Genomic DNA, 19,284 nt, shown 5'->3' on the forward strand with positions numbered 1-19,284 from the left:
GCGCCGGAGTCTTACTTTTTCTTCGGCCGCACGTAGAGGACCAGGCTGTGGTCCGCGATCTCGTAGCCGTGCTTGGCGGCGATCTCGTGCTGCAGGCGCTCGATCTCCTCGTCGACGAACTCGATCACGTCGCCCGTCTCGATACAGACCATGTGGTCGTGATGCTCGCCGTCGTCCAGCTCGAACACCGAATGCCCGCCCTCGAAATTGTGCCGCGTGACGAGCCCCGCCCCCTCGAACTGGGTGAGCACCCGGTACACGGTGGCCAGGCCGATGTCCTCGCCGGAACCAAGGAGCTCCCGGTAGATGTCTTCCGCGCTCAGATGTGCCTGGCTGTTGGCCTCCAGGATCTCGAGGATTTTCAGGCGTGGCAGCGTGACCTTGAGTCCCGCGTTTCTCAGTTCCTTCTTCTGCATCATCGTCTTCGATTCCCTGGCGCTCGCCCTGCCGTAATCGGGTGCGTTCATGTATGATCGGCACGCAATTATGGCTCAGATAGCAGCCGCGCTCCACTAGCGCGACCGAGGCTTCCGGGAATGACTGAACGAGGCGCAATCAGAGAGACGAGTAGGGGCGCGTCACGAGGACGGATGCCGGGGCGCGCATTTCGCGGCATCACGCTCGCGGCCCTGGCCGCGCTGCTGTTGGGAGGCTGCGTCTACCGCATCAATGTCCAGCAGGGCAATCTCCTCGACGAGGACCAGATCGAGCAGCTGGAAGTGGGCATGACCCGCAAGCAGGTGCGCTTCCTGCTGGGCACGCCCATGGTCAACGACCCGTTCCACGCCGAGCGGTGGGACTACGTCTACTACCTCGCGCTGGGCCGCCGCGACCCGATCATGTCGCACATGCTCACGGTCTACTTCGAGGGGGATCTCGTCTCCCGGATCGAGCGCCACCAGGCTGTCGAAGACGAGACCATGGAACCCCGGGGACTGCCGGAGCCCGACCAGAGCGGCTAGTCGCCCTCCCCCGGATCGCGCCCGGCCCGACCGAGCGTCCGGCCGGCTTCCGCCGCACGGCGCCGCGCCTCCCGCGGATCGACGGTGAGCGGGCGGTAGACCTCGACCCGGTCGCCGTCGCGCAGCGGCCGGTCCCGGTCCGCCACCCCGCCCCATACCCCGACCGCGCAGCGCGCGAGATCCGGCACGCCCGCCTCCTTCGCGAAGTGGGAAGCCGCCTCGGCCAGGGCATCCGCCACGGTCGCGCCGGTCGGCAGACGAATCGGCACGCACCACTGCCGATCCGGCAGGGCACAGACCACTTCGACGTCCAGCTCGACGTCGGGCGTCGCGTCGTCAGGTAAAGGAGAGCACACCGATCGCGTTCAGGAACACCAGTATCACCGCCACCGGGGCAACCCAGCGAGCGAGGAAGCGCCACACCCGGTACAGCCCGTCGGCACCGCCCAGCTCCTCCGAGGTGGAGTTGGCGCACATGACCCAGCCGGCGAACACGGTGATGAGAAGACCGCCGAGAGGCAGCATGATGTTGCTGGTGAGAAAGTCGAGATTATCGAACAATGTGCCGGCCAGGAACGTGACGTCGGAGAGCGCGTTGAAAGAGAGCACCGTGCCGAACCCCAGCGCCCAGATCACGATGCCGATCACGCTCGCCGCGGCCACCCGGGTCATCCGGAAGCTCTCCACCAGCCAGGCCGTCGCCGGTTCCATGAGCCCGATGGCCGATGTCCAGGCCGCGAAGGAGAGCAGCAGGAAGAAGATGGTGGCGAACACCACGCCGCCGCTCATGTTGCCGAAGGCGAGCGGCAGCGTCTCGAACACCAGACCCGGTCCGGAACCGGGGCTGAGACCATTCGCGAAGACGATCGGAAATATGGCCAGCCCGGCCAGCATGGCAATGAACGTATCTGCCGACACCACCGTGAACGAGGCCTTCATGATGGAGGTGTCTTCCGGCAGGTAGGCACCATAGGCCATCACCGCACCCATGCCGACGCTCAGGCTGAAGAACGCCTGCCCCATCGCCGCCAGCACCGAATTGGGCGTCAGGGCAGAGAAGTCCGGCGTGAACAGAAACGCCAGTCCCTGCTGGAAATGACCCGTGGTCATCGAATAGCCCAGCAGCACGAACATCAGCAGAAGCAAGGCGGGCACCATGAATCGCACGGCGCGCTCGAGGCCGCCCTCCACACCTCTTGCGACGACGAAGACCGTCAGTACCATGAAAAACGTGTGCCAGCCGGCAACGGTCCACCAGCTGCCTACCATGTCGCCGAACAACGCGGTGATGCCGACGGCATCCTGGCCGGAGAATGACCCGCTGACGCTGTGGCCGACGTACGAGAGCGACCAGCCTGCGATGACACTGTAATAAGAGAGGATCAGCATGCCGCCGACCACACCGGCCACGCCCACCAGCCGCCACCGGCTGGTGCTGCCCTCCTCCTCGCCCAGCAGCGCCATCGTGGCGGCCGGGTTTCGACGCCCGCGGCGGCCGATCAGAATCTCGGACATCATGATGGGCAGCCCGACGACGAAGACGCAGATCAGGTAGACCAGCACGAAGGCACCGCCGCCGTTCTCGCCGGCGACATAGGGGAACTTCCAGACGTTGCCGAGACCCACGGCCGAGCCGGTGACAGCCAGCACGAACGCCATGCGCGACGACCAGTGCCCGTGCAGGGACTTGCGCGGCGCATCGACTGCAGCTTCTTCGCTCATCAGGACTCCCCACCCACCGGCTGAAGGGCGGAATTGTGGCCGAATCCCGGGAGAGTGACAACAGAAGGCCCGCCGCCCTGCCGCCCGGCACGGGCCGAATCCGTTACACTTCGGCCATGGCCGGCAAGCAGAAAAACAAAGGCAGCGACAAGCCTTCGCGCACCATTGCGGTAAACAAGAAGGCACGCCACGACTTCTTCATCGAGGAGACGCTGGAGGCGGGACTCGCGCTGGAGGGCTGGGAGGTGAAGAGCCTCAGGGCCGGCAAGGCGCAGGTGACGGAGGCCTACGTCCAGCTGCGCGACGGCGAAGCCTGGCTGTTCGGCTCCCACTTCCACCCGCTGCTGTCGGCCTCCACCCACGTCAAGGCCGACCCCACCCGTACGCGCAAACTGCTGCTGCACCGAAACGAGATCGACCGGCTGGTGGGTGCCGTGGAGCGGCAGGGCTATACGCTGGTGCCGCTGGACCTGCACTGGTCACGGGGGCGGGCCAAGCTCACGGTGGGCGTGGCCAAGGGCAAGAAGAAGCACGACAAGCGGGCCACCGTGAAGGAACGCGACTGGCAGCGGCAGAAAAGCCGCATTCTCAAGTCGGCCGGGCAATAACTCAAGCCGGCATTGAATCACGGAACTTCCACCCCACATCCGTTATCATAGAGAAAACTTGGGGGCGACATGGCTTCGACGTGGGTCGCGAACCCCTGGGTGCATGCCGAGGTGCAGAGTACCTCGTTAAACCATCTGCAAACCTTATAGTTGCCAACGACGACAACTACGCTTTAGCCGCTTAAAAACCGGCTCGAAGCCTTCCGCCCGGCACGTGCCTGTGCGTCCGGTCCCGGGAGTCATCCACACAGGATCGCGCGAGGAGTCGTCCGGGCTCCGACCGTTAAACCCCAATTCCGGGCTGGCTGCGGGTTTGCCCTTTCCACCGGGTTGCCCGTAGTGAGATCAAAGGTGGAATAAGCATGTAGACCTCAGGGCAGAGGGCTTGCGGACGCGGGTTCGATTCCCGCCGCCTCCACCAAACAACGATCCATCCATCCTTCATGGATGCTCTGAAGCCCGCGCCAATGCGGGCTTTTTTGCGTCTGAATTCATCGATCCTCGCACTGGATCCAGCGAGGCCGCATGACTGCGTCTTCAGTCTGATTGCGTTACGCTTCGGCCTATGAGCCAGAGCAAACTCGCAGCAAGAACACCATCATCACGGATTTCACCCCTCGATCCACTACGAGTCGAGACGATCGAAAATGCCGGAGGAAGAATCCACCCGCTCGATCCGATTGGAGCCGCGGTGTTCGGTATCGATTTGTCATCCGAGCGCCCGCCATCCCCCGACGTGATCGAGGCCCTCGAAAAGGAAATGGCCAGCCGCGGGTTCCTCGTCTTCAAATCCACTCAGCCACTGGCTGTCGACGATTTTCTTCGCGCCAGCTGCTGGTGGGGCGGGGCGGAACTCCACAGCACGCACGGAGTTCATCCGGCGACGCCGGATAGCAACCGACATATTTTCCGCCTGTCGAATGATCGTCGTCACGGCATCCCGGGGGTGGGTCCCCAGTGGCACAACGACGGCAGCTTCAACCCGGACACCTTCTCCCACGCGGGCTACCACATTGTCCGCCCGGCGGAGAAAGGCGGAGGGACCTACTTCGCTCACCAGGGGGCGGCCTATGACGCTCTCCAGGAGGAGCGGCAGGAATTCTGGAGCCGTCTGTCCTCTGTCAACTCCGCGTCGGGAGTCGTCCATCCGGCAGTGCATGAACACCCGATCTCCGGACAGAAAAGTCTCTGGCTCCACCTGGGCATGACCGGCGCGGTGATCGAGAAACTTCGGCATGACGATGGCTTTCGACTGCTCAGCTCGGAAGAACTGAAGCGGCTTTGCCATGAATACAAAGACGTCCTGGATGCAGGCTTCGAAGACGGCTACGCCATCGCCTACGAGTACGAGGAGAACGACTGCATCTTCATCGACAACCTGGCGGTAGCGCATCGCGCTTCACCTCAGGCCCACTTGCCTGCCGAGGAACAGGGTCTGCGCATCATGCATCGCAGTACCGTTCGCGGCGTCAGCGATTTGGCGCCTCGCTACGGACTGCCGATCCGTATCAACATCGCGGGGCCGAGCCCCTTCGGCGCAGGCGTCTGGCAGGCGGGCGGGATCGGTTTCCGGTGGGACGAGAGCATCCCGATGCAAAACTGAAGCCGACGGCAGGGTACGCTGGCTCGCCCATCGGCGTGCGGCCGGGTGCCCTCAGAACTTGTGCGGCCGCAGGATCTCCACCTCCTCCAGGTAGGTGATGCCCGAGTAGTTGTCGAAGAAGTGCTCGGCCACCTCGTCGGCGATGCGGTTCGCCGCCTCCCGATCGCCGGTAATAACCTCGATCTTCACGTTGCTGAACTCGTCCACAACGGCCGCCCGGTTGGCAGGGCGCACGCCACGGCTGCCCTTGCCGCCGGCCGCCACCACCGTGTAGCCCTTCGCTCCTGTCGACTCGATCAGCCGAGCCACCTTCTCCAGGATGAGCTTCTCGGTGATGATGACGACCTTCGTTGCCTTGTAGTGAGTCATTGCTCTTTACCTCCCCGCGCGGCTGCGCGGTCATTATCGCTTGGCATGCCTCTTTCCGCGCCCGCTCACAGCCCAAATACCGCCTCGGCGAGTGCGATGTACAGCGGGATGCCGACGGCGATGGCCACCGGGGTGCCGACGCTGGTCGAGGATCCGATGTACGAGGAAGGGTTCGCCGACGGGATCGCCGCGCGCAGCGTGGGCGGCCCGGAGATGTCGGAGCTAGACCCCGCGATGACCGCGAGCAGGATCACGCCGCCCGGGCTGAAGCCGGTCAGCAGGTGCGCCACGTAGCCCAGGCCGAAGGCGATGAGGCCGTGGGCCAGTGGCGCGACGGCGCCATACACGGCGTACCAGTGCGCCACGCTGCGCAGCTCGTTCAGGCGGGTCCAGGCCTCCATACCCATGGTCAGCATCAGGATCGACAGCAGGCCCCGGAACAGCGGGTCGTAGAAGCCCTCGTAGACCAGCTCCGGGCGCGTCAGCAGACCGAGCAGCAGACCCAGCAGCAGAGCCGAGAGCGCGGAGCCCCGCAGGCTGTCTGCGATGATGGAACCGATACGGACCTCCTCCCGCGCACCGCCCTTCCGCTTCGCCAGATAGACGTTCGCCAGAACGATGGCGACGATCAGGGCCGGGATGTCCATGAACGGATACAGCGCCGGTACCCACGCCTCATAGAAGATGTCCTGCTCCTCCAGCATCACCATGGCAGCCGCCAGCGTGGACGCGCTCACCGCACCGAACAGTCCGGCCGTGGCGATCCCGTCCTCGGTCCGCACGCCGGGCAGCGCCGCGAGCGTGTAACGCCCGACGATGACGATGGCGCAGCCAACAATGACGGCGATAGCCGCCGGCAGCAGCATTTCACCGAGTTCGGCCTCCCGGATCTCCATTCCGCCCTCCAGGCCGATGCGCATGAGCAGCATGTAGACGCAGAATTTGTAGATGGCATCCGGTATCTGCAGCTTACTGCCGGCCGCGGCCAGCACCATGCCGCCGATCAGGAAGGCGAGCGCCGGCGACTGGAACTGGGCCAGCAGGCGGCTGAAGAAGTCGATAGCGAGGTCCATGGGTTTCTCCGGCCAATCGTTCAGGCTTTCGGTCAGTCAATCGGACAGTCAATGGATTGGAGACGGATGTTGCGTATCGCGGGCTCTTCCGTAAAATAGATTTATTGTTCTATTCCGTTCTTTTTATGAGAACAGAGACTCTCAGACGGCTGAACTTCCGCCACCTGCACTACTTCTGGGTGGTCGCGAAGGAGGAGCACCTGACCCGCGCGGCCGAACGGCTGCACGTCTCACAGTCGGCCATCTCCTCGCAGATACGTCAGCTCGAGGAAGAGCTGGGCCACGAGCTGTTCCTGCGCGACGGACGCACGCTGCGCCTAACGGAGACGGGCAGCCTGGTGCTCGGTTACGCCGAAAGCATCTTCAACCTGGGCGCCGAGCTTCTGGAGACGGTGCGGGGCGGCGACGGCCAGGAGATGCCGGAGCTGCGGGTGGGCGCCGTCGCCACCCTGTCACGGAACTTCCAGCAGAACCTGCTGCGACCGGTCATCGGCGACGAGAATCTGCATCTCCTGATCGAGTCCGCGAGCCTGGAGGAACTCATCGGGCGGCTGCGGGTACACAAGCTCGACCTGATCCTCTCGAACCGGCCGGTGACCGCCGACGACCAGCTGCCGCTCAGCTGCCGGCGCATCGCCCGGCAGACCGTATGCCTGGTGGGTCCGCCCCGCCCGCGCCGGCGCCGCTTGCGCTTCCCCGACGATCTCGCCGGCACCGCGCTGCTGCTGCCCGGCCACAGCAGCGAGATTCGCAGTCAGTTCGACCTGCTGTGCGAAGAGCTGGGACTCGCGCCGAAAATATCGGCCGAGGTGGACGACATGGCCATGCTCCGGCTGCTCGCCCGCGATTCCGGCAGCGTGGCCATGGTGCCGGAGGTGGTCGTGCAGGACGAACTGGAGCATGGCATCCTCAGCAAGTACTGCGAGGTGCCCGATATCCACGAGAACTTCTATGCCATCACGGCCCGGCGTCACTTCCGCTCTGCGGCATTGAAGGCCGTGCTGGACGGCTTCTGATTTCGCAACAGCCCGGACGATCTGCGCATGGAACCGCTGCTGGCCGACAACGAAGCCCTCATCCGGGGCGGATTCTTCCTGTGCGTCCTCCTCCTGCTGGCCGCCGCGGAGAGTCTCGCTCCCCGGCGCCGGCGCCAGCTGCCCCGCCGCACCCGCTGGTTCTCCAACCTGGGCATCGTCCTCGTGAACACTGCCGTGCTTCGCCTTGCGTTCCCGCTGCTCGCCATCGGCGTCGCGCTGGTCGCCGCGGAGCGGGGCTGGGGTCTGCTGAATGCCTTGTCGGCGCCGTGGTGGGTCGCCTGGCCGGTCTCGATCCTGCTGCTCGACCTCGCGGTCTATCTCCAGCACGTGATGTTCCATGCACTCCCCGCCCTTTGGCGTCTGCACCGCATGCATCACGCGGACCTGGATTTCGACGTCACCACCGGGCTGCGCTTCCATCCGCTGGAGATCCTCATCTCGATGGTCTGGAAGATGGCGGTGATCGCGGCGCTTGGCGCGCCGGCGGGCGCGGTGCTGGCATTCGAGGTCCTGCTGAACGCCACTTCGATGTTCAATCACAGTAACCTCGCGATCCCGCTGGGCATCGACCGGGTGCTGCGCTGGCTCGTGGTCACGCCGGACATGCACCGCGTTCATCACTCGATACACCGGGACGAGACCAACAGCAATTTCGGCTTCAACCTGCCCTGGTGGGACCGGCTGCTCGGCACCTACCGGGACCAGCCGAGGGACGGCCACGACGGCATGACCATCGGCATAGGGCAATTCCGCGACCCCGCCGACCTGCGGCTGGACCGTATGCTGCTGCAGCCCTGGCGGGGCGACGCCGGCGGCGGTCTCGGTGGCGCTGGCGGCGCGCGCAGACAATGAGAGGTAATCCGACATGAGCGACAGAGAAGCGTGGCTGAAGAAGGCCTGCGCCGACCCGGGATCCGTGTTCGAAGGGCCGGAGGCGCTGGCCGCGCGGGATGACCTGAGCCCGGAAGAGAAGATTCGCATACTCCGCTGCTGGGAGTACGACGCGGCCGAGTTGTCGGTGGCCACCGAGGAGAACATGCCCGGGCCGGAGAACGACCTGCTGCGCCGCACCCTGCTCGTTCTCGCCGAACTCACCGGCGATGTCGACGCCGAGAAGGTCGCGCCCAGCAAGCAGCACGGGCTCTCCGCGGACTAGCGCCGGCGAGCGAGCGCGCGGTGCCGGGTCCCTGGTCCGGGCGCCTTTAATCGGGCAGAGTCGCCGGCGTCTGGTAGAGGGCTTCGGCGCGGCGCGAGAGCCGGTCCCGGCGCACAGGATCCCGCTGCATGGCCGCGAAATACCGGTACTGGGCGTAGATTCTCGCCCGCAGGCTGTCGTGCCAGGGCGCGATCGCCAGTGCGCCGTCGAACAGCCGATAGGTCTCCGCGAGCGGTATCCGGCCGAGGAACCGCTGGAACGCCTCCAGGAAGCGGAACTCGGCCGCGAAAGTGCGCTCCAGCCGCGCCGGATTCTCCGCGTCCGCCGCCAGCTCGCGGAAGTAATCCGAGTGGGCGCGGCGCTTCAGCTCCAGCAGGAAGGCCTGATTGGCGATGGCCTTGTCCAGCCGGCCCTCGGCGTATTCCCAGGGGTGATAGAACTCGTAGCGGGGATGCGCGAGGGTGTTCAGCTCCGCTTCCGCGACCGCCTCGCGGATCACCGAATCCGCAGCGACGAAGTGCGCCACCAGCGACTCGGCCGAAGTGATGCCATAGGGCTCGAGGCTCGCCAGCGCTGCCCTGTCCTCGTCTAATCTGCGCCGGATGGCGCCGAGCTCGACCGGCACCGGCTCCGCCGAGCCGACCAGCAGGGTGTTGAACGGCCCGAGCCGGTGCGCGGGCAGAAAGCTCCAGACCTGCACGTGGGGGAAGCCGCGGCCGAAGGTCTTCAGGATCATGCGGTACTGGCGCGGCGGCAACGTGCCCGGGACCCACTGCACCACCAGCCCGCCCGGCGCGAGATGCTCGAGCAGCAGGCGGTAGTAGTCCAGCGAGTAGGAAAAGCCGTTGGAGGCGTACTCGTCGGCGGTCTTTTCGTCCGCGGTGATGACGTCGAACCGCCGCTCGCTGGTATGCAGGAAACTGTTGATGTCGTCGTTGACGACCTCGAGGCGCGTGTCGCCCAGGATGCCACCGTGCTCCTCGCGGAAGTAGCCGGCGCCCTCTATCACGCCGGGCTCGATCTCCACCGCCGTGATGGCTCTCAGATCCTCGTGACGGGCGCTCTCCCCTACCAGGATCCCGGACCCGAGACCCACCGAGAGCTCGGTGTGCAGCCCGTCCTTCAGCAGCCGCGGCAGGTGGGCGAGCAGCACCTGCTTGAAATGGGTATCGCCGGTCCCGCCAATCACGATGCCGTCCACGCTCATGTACTTCTCGCCGCTGTCGGGATCCGCGTACACCTTGGTGGTGGCGAGCGGGCCTTCCCGATAGAACAGCGTGCGGTGATCCGGTTGCTCGCCGCGGGAGGGGAAGCGGAAATCCAGCGGCGTCTGCATCATGACGACGGCGCTCGCGATCAGCATCATCGGCAGCGCGCCCCACCAGACCGGGCTGCCGGCGGGGCGCAACAGCCGCACCGCGAGGACCAGCAGCCCGAGCAGGACATTCAGCACGGCCATGAACAGGATCCCCTTTTGAATTCCGAGCCAGTCGAGCAGGAACAGACCGGGCACGAGCGCGCCGACCACGTTGCCGAGCGTGTTCACTGCATACACCTTGCCCACCGAGCCGCCGGTCTCGCTGATGCGCCGCACGGCGAGGTGTCCGACCAGCGGGAACGTGGCGCCGATCAGCGCCGCCGGCACCAGCATGACCAGGAAGGCGATGCCGAAGCTCGCCAGCACCAGTGTCGTCGCCTCCCCCGCGATGCCCTGGAGATAGCGGCCCAGCGAGGCGGGGTCGTTCACCGCGAACAGCAGCGGCAGCGCCAGCGCCGACACCAGTCCCAGCGAGAGCTGCAGCCAGCCGAAGGCCTCGACGCGATCGCGCACGTAGCGGATCACGAACCGCACCAGGTAACCGCCCAGCGCAATGCCGGTCAGGAAGGCGCAGAGCATCGTACTCAGCGCATAGGTGGAGTTGCCGAGGACGAAGACCAGGGAGCGGGTCCAGTAGATCTCGTAGGCGAAGGAGGTGAAGCCCGAGATAGCGAGCCCGATCAGTACGAAGCGCATGACCGCAGGGCCGGGCACCTCGGACGGCTCCTCCGGACCGAGAACGTCTTCGGCAGGCGGCGCTTCACCCGCCTCCTCGCCACCGGCGCCCCGGCCTGCAGCCACCCAGGCGATGAGCCCGATCAGGGCGTTGCCGACGGCCGCGCCCACGATCGGGGCGTGGATACCGTAACTGCCGATCAGGAAGAACCCGGTGGTCGCCGCGCCGGCCACGGCGCCGAAGGTGTTGACCGAGTAGAGCGTGCTGAGGCGCACGCCCACCAGTTCACGGCCGCTGACCAGGTAGCGGCTCAGCACCGGCAGCGTCGCGCCCATCAGGATGGTCGGCACCATGACCAACAGAAAGGCGGCGAGGAAACGGACGGGGGCAAGAAGTACGGATGACCCGCCGACGAGCCCGTGCAAGGCCGGATAGACGATCTCCATGTGGGACAGCGCCCAGTGCGACAGCAACGCGGCCGCCGCGATGCCGACCTCGAGAACGGCGTAGAGTTTCAGCCTGTTCCCGGTGCGGTCGGCAAACTTCCCCAGGTACCAGCTGCCAAGTGCCATGCCCGCCATGAAGGCGGCCAGCACGGTGCCCACGGCCACCGCCGTGGAGCCGAAGACATGGGTCATCATCCGGGCCCAGACGACCTGATAGACCAGGGCCAGCGCGCCGGAGCCGAAGAACAGCGCCAGCACCAGCGTGAGCGATGCGCGGGGTGACTTCCTCTCGATCATGGCGGGATGGTACCGGAAACCCACGCCGCTTCCCGCAGGTATCGGGCGAGGCGACGCGGCGCGTTTCCGCTGGACAAAAAAGCGCCCGCCGAAGCGGGCGCCCAGTTCTGGTTTTTATTATTGGTCGTTAATTAATCGGCGATACCGGGATTGTGGTAAAGCGCGGTATCGAACGAGGCACCGGCACCATGGCAGACGGCACAGGCTTCCTGACCGTTCGGCAGGCCGTTGAACTTCAGGATGTCACCCTTCGGTACACCGACTTCACCGTTGTTGGTCGCGAAGTGACCCAATGCCGCAGCCGAAGCATGGCAGGTACCGCAGGACGCAGATGTCGGCGTAGTGGCCGCGTCATCCGTCCAGACCGTGAGATCGCCGCCGCCGACGCTGACGCTGACGGAGCGAGCTTCAGCCCGCGCGACGTTGTAGGCGCCTTCCACGTGGCAGGCGTCGCAGTTCGCGATGCTCTGCGGGTAGGTGATATCCGCGTACAGACCGTCGATGTAGCTCGGGCTGGCCACATGGATCGAGTGAATCATGTAACCCAGACCGTAGCCTTCATCCACCGGCACGTCGCCCTCACCGAAATCGAAGTCCTCCACGACCGCCAGGTCGGCGTTGTGGCAGACCACGCACATCTCGGCGTTGCCGTTGCGGTTCGACCCGTGGAACTGCAGCTGCTCGTGGCAGGCGTTGCACTTCGCGGAATCCGCAGCGAACTCACGCGCCATGGTGCCTTCCGGATAGAAAACGATGCTATCCGGTGCCGCCCGCTGGGTCGTGAGGTCGCCGTTGGCATCCTCTACGTCCACCGCGGCCGGATGACCGCCCATGGCGATGTAGGCGTTGCCCGTGAAGTCCGCCGGCAGAGACGTGAAGTACGTCACCGTGTAGCTGCCATCGGTGTTCTGCACCGCGTCACGCTGCAGGGCCGCGAGATACATCCGGTGCGGATGAGCCACCGCGTACGGCTCGGCGCCCGTACCCCGGTCCCGCACACCGACGTCACTTGCACCGGCCTCGGTACCGTTATAGGTCTCGATTCCCGGCCAGGAGACATACAGGTTCAGCGATGCGGCTCCGTCCGTAAACTCCGGATCGTTGACGATATCGTAGGGATTGCCTGCGGCATCGCTTACCTTAAACGTGATCACAGGCGTCTCGCCCGGACCCACATTCGTGGCATCCAGAATCTCGAACACGAAGTTCTCACCGGTGATCTGGCGGAACTGCTGATCGCCGTCGATCCTCGTGTGGATCACATCAGCCGGACCAGCGAAGTTAACGCCGCCCTCCAGGTGGCAGTTAGCGCACTGGTTATTATTCTGCGGCCCGAGGACCGGCACTTCTGAATTGGCGTGATCGAACTGGTACTCGGCAATACCGGTGACCTCGTCGTAATTGCTGACAACGAGACCGTCGGAGTGGCAGCTGCCGCAGGACTGCGTCGACGCACCCAGGTTCCAGGCGTTGCCATCCGGCGCAGCCTCGGATTCCACGTGGCAGGTCGTGCAGTAGGTCAGCGACTGCGGATGAGTCACTTCACCATAGTCGTGCACGGAGCCGCCGTAACCGTAGATCACGTAAGGCAGCGGATCGCCGGCGACGTCCACACGGCCCTCACCCACGTGGATGGAGTGGGTCATGTAGGCCATGTCGAGAGACTCGCCCGTATCCTGGTCGATCGTGCCGGGATTGTGGCACGTCACGCAGTATTCCACCGTCTTCCGCGGTCCGCCGTGCAGGGCGAACGAGAAGTGGCAGTCGGCGCAGTTGGCCGTGGCGGCAATGTCCTTGCTGCCGGAGCCGACGCCGCCATCGGGCACGAAGTCGTAGACCGGGTTATCCGGAGCCAGCGGCACCTCGCCCGGACCGCCGAGACGAATCTCGAGGCCCACGCGGTGGGTCAGGCTCGGTTCCCAGGCCACTTCGATGGGATCGGTCACTGCGGTGACGTCCGTTGCGAACGTGTAGCGGTAGTTGCCGTCACCCAGCTCTTCCAGCGTACCCTGCGTATCGGTCGTCGCCTGTACCGCCGAATCCAGAAAGTCCGGCGGATTCGGGTTGAACCGCTCCGGACCGGCCGTCTCAATACGGTTCACATAGCTCTGCCAGTAGGCGATACCGCCGTTTACGTCGGGATCGGCCGGCACGAGCTTGGCGAACGTGAAGTTGACCACGCCCTCGGCCAAACCGAGCGCGGGATCGCCGTTCTGATCCACCACGGTGAATTCAACCACCGGCGGACTCGCGATAGTCACACTATTGATAGTGGCCTCTAGCTGACCGAGGATCTCGATCTCCTCGGCCGTCAGAGCCTCGCCATCACCGATGGAGATCGGTCCTGGTCCCGGAGGCCCCGGAGGTCCTTCCGGTCCCGGAGGCCCGGCGGCTCCGTCCTGCCCGTCCTGGCCCGGAGGCCCTGCGGGTCCCTGTGCACCGTCGTCGCCTTCGCAACCTGCCAGACCTAACAGCAGGAACGACGCGAGGAGCAATGCCCAGCTTCCTTTAAACATCTTGTGGAAACGGTTCATGGCGCAACCCTCTGCTTCTTCTAAATGCCCGATTTACCAGCAACGACCTTTACCAAGGCCTCACCGATTAACCGGCGTCAGGTGAAAGAGTAGGTTTGCGCGTGTCAAGAAACACTGACAATTGTCAGTTCAGCCGCTCTGACCGCTTGTGGATAGTACGTATTTCCCTTTTCTTCGAAGAGGGGCTCGGGCAAAGCGGCGAGCGCACGCATAGAGGCGTTGCAATCGTAAGCACATTCTGTAGGGCCAAACAATGACAATTGGCAGTTTCAAATACGGGAATACCGACAATCGCACTGGATATCCCGGTATCGACGCGGGGCCTGCCGACGCGTATCAAGTGCTTTAGAAGAAGGAGGGGAGCGACCGCCGATGCCATGTGAAAACTGCCTGTGTCTTTTCCGCAGTCTGGACGAAGAGAAGGATGGCCTCGCCGACCTGCCCTGCGTGGTCTCGGGGCTCGTCCAGTGCTCCAGCTATCAGAAGGGGGAGATGCTGTTCCTGCAGGGAGAACCGGGCGGTAATCTCTATTCCATCTCCCACGGCGTCGTGAAGATCTGCCATCACAGCCCGGACGGGCGCGAGCAGATCGTGGGCATCGGCCGGCGCGGCAACCTGGTGGTGGGACTGCAGACTCTGCAGCAGGAGCGCTATGCCTATTCGGCGACGGCGGCCACCCCGGTGCAGGCCTGCCGCATCAGCCACGAGGCCCTGCTCTCCCGTGTCACGGAGCGGCCGGACATCGCCATGCGGCTGATCGATGCGCTTAACGCCCAGCTGGTGCAGAGCCGTGCTCTGATACAGGCCATGGGCCAGAAGTGCGCCAGTTCGAAGCTGGCAGCTTTCATCCTGATGATGGCGCCGGAGCCCTGGCCCCGTGACGGGCGCTTCCGCCTGCCGATCACCCGCCTGGAGATCGCCAACCTGCTCGGCCTGAGCGAGGAGACCGTCTGCCGCCTCATGGCGGACCTGAAGCGCCGCGAGGTCCTGCTCGCGCCCCGGGGCCGCATCGAGGTGCTGGACCTGGAGGCGCTCCGTGAGCTCGCCGACGGGGAAGTCGTCGACGAGCGGGAGCCCAAGTTCGCCTGATGGCCGTCAGCCGCCGCTTCGACGCCGACGTGGACACTGTAGCCGCGTTGATGACCGACCCGGATTTTATCGTCGACCGCTGCCTCGCCATCGGTGAACTGAGCGCCGAATGCCACGCCGACGAGGACCGGGACTCCGTCACGCTGCACACCACCCGGGTTGCGCGCCAGGATCTGCCCGGCTTCCTCACGAAGCTGGTGGGCGAACAGCAGACGCTCACCGTCCACGAGATCTGGCAGACTGTCGCGGACGGGCGCAACAACCGCTACCAGGGCCGCTACACGGTGCGCAGCGCCAGGGCTCCCATCGAGATCGAAGGACGCTTCACCCTCGAGGCCGACGGCTCCGGCTCGGTATACAAGGTGGAGCACCGGTTCCACGTGCCGATACCGCTCATCGCCGGTCGCATCGAGAAGGTGCTGCGCCGTCAGATCACGGCCACCGTCGAGGCCGAGCTGGCCTGCGCGGCCGAGCGGCTCACCGACTCCACTCAGTAACCTTTGTCGATATCCACCACGGAGAGCAGGGGCTCGCCCGCCACGTAGCGGCGCAGGTTTTCGCGCACCAGCAGCCAGCGCCGCTCGGACGAACCCTCGGTGCGCGCGGAGATGTGAGGCGTGATGACTACCCGCGGCATGCGCCACAGCGGATGCCCCTCCGGCAGGGGCTCCGGGTCGGTCACATCCAGCCCGGCGCCGGCGATACGCCCCGACTCCAGGGCCGCCAGGAGGTCCTCCGTGACCACGCTGCCGCCGCGACCGATATTAATGAAATACGATCCCGGCTTCGCCGCAGCGAAGAACTCCGCGTCGAACAGATCCTCGGTCGCCGGCACCAGCGGCGTGGCGTTGACAATGATGTCGGCGCGGCCGGCCAGGGTGTGGAGCTCGTGGGCAAGGCCCACGTAGCTGACGAACGGCGGGCCCTGCCGGGAGCTGGCCCGGGTCGCGATAACCTTCATACCGAGGGCATGCGCGCGCCGCGCGATCTCGGTGCCGATGCCGCCGAGTCCGACCACCAGCAGCGTCCGGTCGGCCAGCTCCCAGGTGCTGTCGGCGTAGTCTTCGAGCCCCCGCTCCCATCGTCCGTCGGCCTGACGCAGATGATAGACGTCCAGGCCGCGGGCCAGCATGAACATCATGCCCATCACATGCTCGGCGATGGCCGGTCCGTACAGGCGCTGTGCGTTCGTGAGGATCATGTCCCGCTCGGCGAGCGCGGGTGTGTCCACGCAGCGGTCCACCCCGGCGCTGTAGCTCTGCACCCAGTGCAGCGACTCGCCCGCCTCGATCAGCTCGGCGCTGCAGATGCCGAGTAGCGCGACGGCGCCCGGCAGCACCGCCTCGGCCTCGGCACGCGACTGCACGGCGACCAGCTCGGCCTCCCCCGCAACGGCCTGCAGCCACGCCAGCCGCTGCGGACCGTCGACCGCCACCAAGATGGGGCCGCCAGACTGCCAGCGGGGATGCTCGCGTACCGGCGTCTCGCCCTCGCTCAGCCCGAGTTCGCTGATCAGCTCCCTGGTGTCGGCATCGGCGGCGGCAGGCCGGGCCTGGCCCAACGGTGCCGCCATGACGAGGGCCACGGCGCAGCAGACGATCACCGCCTGCCGTCGATAGATCTCGCTCAGCTTCATGCTTGCTTCCGGTAATGACTCCCGGATCGAAGCATACCCCAACCCGACCCTCAGCGCGGACGCGGGCCCTCCAGATGCTCCCCACACTGCGGGCAATAACGGAAGCCGTGCGCCGCCCTCCCCTGCAGCTCCACCAGCCGCGTCAGGGTGTCCTCGGAGAGTCCGAGTTCCGCGCGCAGCCGGGCGAGCTCCGCCTGCTCGCCCGCGTCCAGCATGCCGTCGCTCAGCGCCTCGGCCACCTCGAAGCGGAGCTTCTCGCGTCGTTCCTGCAGCTCCGCGGAGAATCGGGCCGCGAGGATGCCCGCCGGCAGGGCGAAGGTCGCCACGCCCATCAGCATGATGACCATGGCCAGAATCTTGCCGCCCGCCGTCACCGGCGTGACGTCTCCGTAGCCGACCGTGGTCAGCGTGACGACCGACCACCAGATGGCATCGACGACGCTGCGGAATACCTGGGGCTGGGCCTGGCTCTCCAGCGAGAACATCAGGCAGGCCGAGATGATGACCAGCACGAACATGGTGAGCAGCGCGGCGGAAATCGCTCCGATTTCCACCCTTATTACTTTAAGAAAAATCTGTAACCCGTCGAAATAACGAGATAACTTCAACAGGCGCAGCAGCCGGAAAGCACGCAGGTAGCGCAGGTCGATGGGGATCAGCAGCGCCAGGTAGAACGGCGCGATGGCCAGCAGGTCGATCACCGCCAGCGGCGAGGTGGCGTAGCGCAGGCGCGCCCGCCACGGCGGCGAGGCCTGGTAGCGCGGGTCCGCCGGCGCGGCCCACAGGCGGGCCAGGTATTCCAGTGTGAAGATCACCACGGAGGCGATCTCGAAGCCGTGGAAGAACTCGGGCGTCACCCGCTGCACCGACAGCTGGGACTCCAGGATCACGGCCGCGACATTCGCCAGGATCAGCGCGACCAGCACCCGGTTCACGAAGCGGCCGAGCCGGCTGCCGGACCGCTCACCCTCCAGCAGGTCGTAGATCGTCCCGCGCAGGCCGGCCTCGCCGCTCCCGCCGACCGCCGTGCTGCCGGCCGGCCGGTCGACGTGTCGCTCCTGCAGGCGGATGGTCTTCATGGGCGCGCGCCCCTGTCGCCTCTGCGGCGTGGCTCTGAAGAGGTTAGCGGCCGGGGTCGGTGAAACTTGAGGCGACCGGTAAGACTCAGCGCTCGAGCAGGCACGTTGGGGTGCTGGCCGCAGATTCTTCGCAGCAGCCTCGGTCATGGCCAGATTTCAGTCGAGAAAGCCTCTATATCTTATTGTTATTGCTAATCTCTTCTTCGCCCGGCTCCGGCATCTGATCCAGCGCCTTCAGAAACATGCGGCGCACCGCCCGCACGTGCTGATCGATGGTCTCGGCTTCCCAGTCGTCGGTCGGCACGGGCGGCAATATCTCCACCTTGATGATGGCGGGACGCACGAAAATACCGCTCTTGGGCAGCGCGTCCGTCGCGTTGTGGATCACGATGGGCACCATCGGCACGCCCGCCTGCATGGCCAGGTGGAACGCACCCTTCTTGAACGGACCGAGCCGGTCGCTGAGGCTGCGCGTCCCCTCCGGCGCCAGCACGATGGACAGGCCGCTCTTCAGCGTCTCGACGGCCGGCCGCATGGCCTCGATCGCCTGCTCCGTGTTGGCCCGGTCGATGAAGACCGTCTCGGTGGCCCACATGAGCGGGCCGAGGATCGGGTTGCTCCTCAGCTCCTTCTTGGCGATACCGGTGAAATCCTGCCGCAGCAGCTTCGCGAGGATCACCATGTCCGCCCCGCTCTGGTGGTTGAACACGAACACCGCGGGCCTGTGCGACCAGAGATGCTGCTCTCCCGTCACCTGCAGATCGAGACCCGCCAGCGCGCTGGCGAAATCGCCGAACGTCGCGATGGCCAGGTTGGCGGCATCGCGCCGGGACCGGTTGAGCGCCAGGACGGGGACACTCGCAAGGGCGGAAGAGACGAGCGCACCCCAGGCAAGACCGGTGCCGAGCACCTCGCGCACGCCGGGCAGGCCGCGGCTGTGAAAGCGCCGGATCGGCCAGCCTCTCTCCTCGGCCACCTCCTCGAGGTCGCCGTCCGGATTGAGCGGGCGCGGATAGCCGACGTGTTCGAGCAGCGGCACGTCCTCGGCACCATCGGTGTAGAAGAAACTGTTGGCGAGCTTCAGGCGACGCGCCTTCAGGAACTTGCGGGCCGCAGTCAGCTTGCCCTCGCCGTAAGTGATCGGCTCCACCAGCCGGCCGGTGAACCTGCCCTCCTCCACCTCGAAGCGAGTGCAGAGCAGGTGCTCGATATCCAGTTCCTCTGCCACCGGGTTGACCTGGTACGGCGTGGCCGAGGACAGAACCACCACGGTATGACCCTTGCGCTGGTGGGCGCGCACCAGGGCACGGGATTCCGGATAGATGGCGCCACTCACGTACTTGCGGAACGTCTCGCGGCCCAGGCGCACGAACGAGGCTTCCTCGACGCCCTCCAGCGTCCGGGTGGCCGCCTTCAGCATGGCCGGAAATTCCCGGCTGCGGAAGCCCTGACCGATGAACGAGACGAACTGCACGAGCGCCTGGCGGGGTTTCAGCTCGCCGGAGGACAGCCGCTCGCGCATCATCGAGGTCACCGAGAACCCGGACAGCAGGGTGCCGTCGAGATCGAAGAAGGCAACGATCTCCGGTCCCTCCGGCATCTCGTCGATCTCCCGGGTGACGTCGGCGTACAGCTTCATGCTCGGGTTTCCGCTCGGCTGACTGAACCGCCTATCATGC

Annotated in this window: 18 protein-coding genes and 1 other RNA gene; 9 read left to right on the top strand and 10 right to left on the bottom strand. The window is 65.6% G+C overall.

Going from position 1 to position 19,284, the window contains the following annotated elements; all coding sequences use genetic code 11:
- Positions 1-11: 11 nt before the first annotated feature.
- Complete coding sequence (fur, locus tag ACJMKX_RS05135) at positions 12-419, bottom strand: ferric iron uptake transcriptional regulator (RefSeq protein ID WP_405223768.1); 408 nt, start codon at positions 417-419, stop codon at positions 12-14.
- A gap of 171 nt (positions 420-590) precedes the next feature.
- Here fur and ACJMKX_RS05140 point away from each other — a divergent pair, with 171 nt between their 5' ends.
- The gene (locus tag ACJMKX_RS05140) at positions 591-962 is read left to right on the top strand and encodes an outer membrane protein assembly factor BamE (RefSeq protein ID WP_405222002.1); all 372 of its coding nucleotides are present in this window, start codon (positions 591-593) and stop codon (positions 960-962) included.
- Here ACJMKX_RS05140 and ACJMKX_RS05145 read toward each other — a convergent pair.
- Together ACJMKX_RS05145 and ACJMKX_RS05150 are read right to left on the bottom strand one after the other, a co-directional pair.
- On the bottom strand, positions 959-1,318 hold the full coding sequence (locus tag ACJMKX_RS05145) for an RnfH family protein (protein ID WP_405222005.1): 360 nt from the start codon (positions 1,316-1,318) through the stop codon (positions 959-961). The two genes, ACJMKX_RS05140 and ACJMKX_RS05145, sit on opposite strands and share 4 nt — an antisense overlap.
- Positions 1,299-2,684: a sodium-dependent transporter gene (locus tag ACJMKX_RS05150; RefSeq protein WP_405222008.1), complete on the bottom strand. Its 1,386-nt coding sequence runs from the start codon at positions 2,682-2,684 to the stop codon at positions 1,299-1,301. The genes ACJMKX_RS05145 and ACJMKX_RS05150 overlap by 20 nt, the downstream gene beginning before the upstream one ends.
- Positions 2,685-2,800: 116 nt before the next feature.
- Here ACJMKX_RS05150 and smpB point away from each other — a divergent pair, with 116 nt between their 5' ends.
- The 3 genes from smpB (at position 2,801) to ACJMKX_RS05165 (ending at position 4,895) form a co-directional block, all read left to right on the top strand.
- Positions 2,801-3,292: an SsrA-binding protein SmpB gene (smpB, locus tag ACJMKX_RS05155; protein ID WP_405223770.1), complete on the top strand. Its 492-nt coding sequence runs from the start codon at positions 2,801-2,803 to the stop codon at positions 3,290-3,292.
- A 60-nt stretch (positions 3,293-3,352) separates the two neighbouring features.
- Positions 3,353-3,713, top strand: a transfer-messenger RNA (tmRNA) gene (gene ssrA, locus ACJMKX_RS05160).
- 144 nt (positions 3,714-3,857) lie between these two features.
- Positions 3,858-4,895, top strand: coding sequence for a TauD/TfdA dioxygenase family protein (locus tag ACJMKX_RS05165; protein WP_405222011.1), 1,038 nt, complete (start codon positions 3,858-3,860; stop codon positions 4,893-4,895).
- A gap of 51 nt (positions 4,896-4,946) precedes the next feature.
- Here ACJMKX_RS05165 and ACJMKX_RS05170 read toward each other — a convergent pair whose 3' ends face one another.
- Together ACJMKX_RS05170 and ACJMKX_RS05175 are read right to left on the bottom strand one after the other, a co-directional pair.
- Complete coding sequence (locus ACJMKX_RS05170; protein WP_405222014.1) at positions 4,947-5,264, bottom strand: P-II family nitrogen regulator; 318 nt, start codon at positions 5,262-5,264, stop codon at positions 4,947-4,949.
- Positions 5,265-5,329: 65 nt separating this feature from the next.
- Complete coding sequence (locus ACJMKX_RS05175; protein WP_405222017.1) at positions 5,330-6,337, bottom strand: sodium-dependent bicarbonate transport family permease; 1,008 nt, start codon at positions 6,335-6,337, stop codon at positions 5,330-5,332.
- A 125-nt stretch (positions 6,338-6,462) separates the two neighbouring features.
- Here ACJMKX_RS05175 and ACJMKX_RS05180 point away from each other — a divergent pair, with 125 nt between their 5' ends.
- Genes ACJMKX_RS05180 through ACJMKX_RS05190 form a run of 3 tightly spaced genes read left to right on the top strand, consistent with a single transcriptional unit; the run spans position 6,463 to position 8,530 of the window.
- Complete coding sequence (locus ACJMKX_RS05180; protein ID WP_405222020.1) at positions 6,463-7,353, top strand: LysR family transcriptional regulator; 891 nt, start codon at positions 6,463-6,465, stop codon at positions 7,351-7,353.
- Between the two features lie 27 nt (positions 7,354-7,380).
- Positions 7,381-8,226 (top strand): sterol desaturase family protein, encoded by an 846-nt coding sequence (locus ACJMKX_RS05185; protein WP_405222023.1) that lies wholly within the window; start codon positions 7,381-7,383, stop codon positions 8,224-8,226.
- Between the two features lie 13 nt (positions 8,227-8,239).
- Positions 8,240-8,530, top strand: a complete 291-nt coding sequence (locus ACJMKX_RS05190; protein WP_405222025.1) for a hypothetical protein — start codon at positions 8,240-8,242, stop codon at positions 8,528-8,530.
- Between the two features lie 46 nt (positions 8,531-8,576).
- Here the strand turns inward: ACJMKX_RS05190 and ACJMKX_RS05195 are convergent, their stop codons facing one another.
- Positions 8,577-11,291, bottom strand: coding sequence for a fused MFS/spermidine synthase (locus tag ACJMKX_RS05195; RefSeq protein ID WP_405222028.1), 2,715 nt, complete (start codon positions 11,289-11,291; stop codon positions 8,577-8,579).
- 107 nt (positions 11,292-11,398) lie between these two features.
- Positions 11,399-13,801, bottom strand: coding sequence for an OmcA/MtrC family decaheme c-type cytochrome (locus ACJMKX_RS05200; protein WP_405222031.1), 2,403 nt, complete (start codon positions 13,799-13,801; stop codon positions 11,399-11,401).
- Positions 13,802-14,173: 372 nt separating this feature from the next.
- Here ACJMKX_RS05200 and ACJMKX_RS05205 point away from each other — a divergent pair, with 372 nt between their 5' ends.
- Both ACJMKX_RS05205 and ACJMKX_RS05210 read left to right on the top strand, forming a co-directional pair.
- Positions 14,174-14,890, top strand: a complete 717-nt coding sequence (locus ACJMKX_RS05205) for a Crp/Fnr family transcriptional regulator (protein WP_405222033.1) — start codon at positions 14,174-14,176, stop codon at positions 14,888-14,890.
- Positions 14,890-15,387: a DUF2505 domain-containing protein gene (locus tag ACJMKX_RS05210; RefSeq protein WP_405222036.1), complete on the top strand. Its 498-nt coding sequence runs from the start codon at positions 14,890-14,892 to the stop codon at positions 15,385-15,387. The genes ACJMKX_RS05205 and ACJMKX_RS05210 overlap by 1 nt, the downstream gene beginning before the upstream one ends.
- On the opposite strand, the gene ACJMKX_RS05215 is transcribed toward ACJMKX_RS05210, so the two are convergent.
- The 3 genes from ACJMKX_RS05215 to ACJMKX_RS05225 form a co-directional block, all read right to left on the bottom strand.
- Positions 15,381-16,526: a D-2-hydroxyacid dehydrogenase gene (locus tag ACJMKX_RS05215; protein ID WP_405222039.1), complete on the bottom strand. Its 1,146-nt coding sequence runs from the start codon at positions 16,524-16,526 to the stop codon at positions 15,381-15,383. The genes ACJMKX_RS05210 and ACJMKX_RS05215 overlap by 7 nt on opposite strands.
- Positions 16,527-16,576: 50 nt before the next feature.
- Entirely contained in the window at positions 16,577-17,605 is a 1,029-nt protein-coding gene (locus ACJMKX_RS05220; RefSeq protein ID WP_405222042.1) for an ion transporter, read from the bottom strand.
- A 172-nt stretch (positions 17,606-17,777) separates the two neighbouring features.
- On the bottom strand, positions 17,778-19,244 hold the full coding sequence (locus ACJMKX_RS05225) for an HAD-IB family hydrolase (protein ID WP_405222044.1): 1,467 nt from the start codon (positions 19,242-19,244) through the stop codon (positions 17,778-17,780).
- Positions 19,245-19,284: the final 40 nt, after the last annotated feature.

Source organism: Lentisalinibacter sediminis (assembly GCF_040706615.1).
GTDB classification, from domain to species: Bacteria; Pseudomonadota; Gammaproteobacteria; order Steroidobacterales; family Woeseiaceae; genus Lentisalinibacter; species Lentisalinibacter sediminis.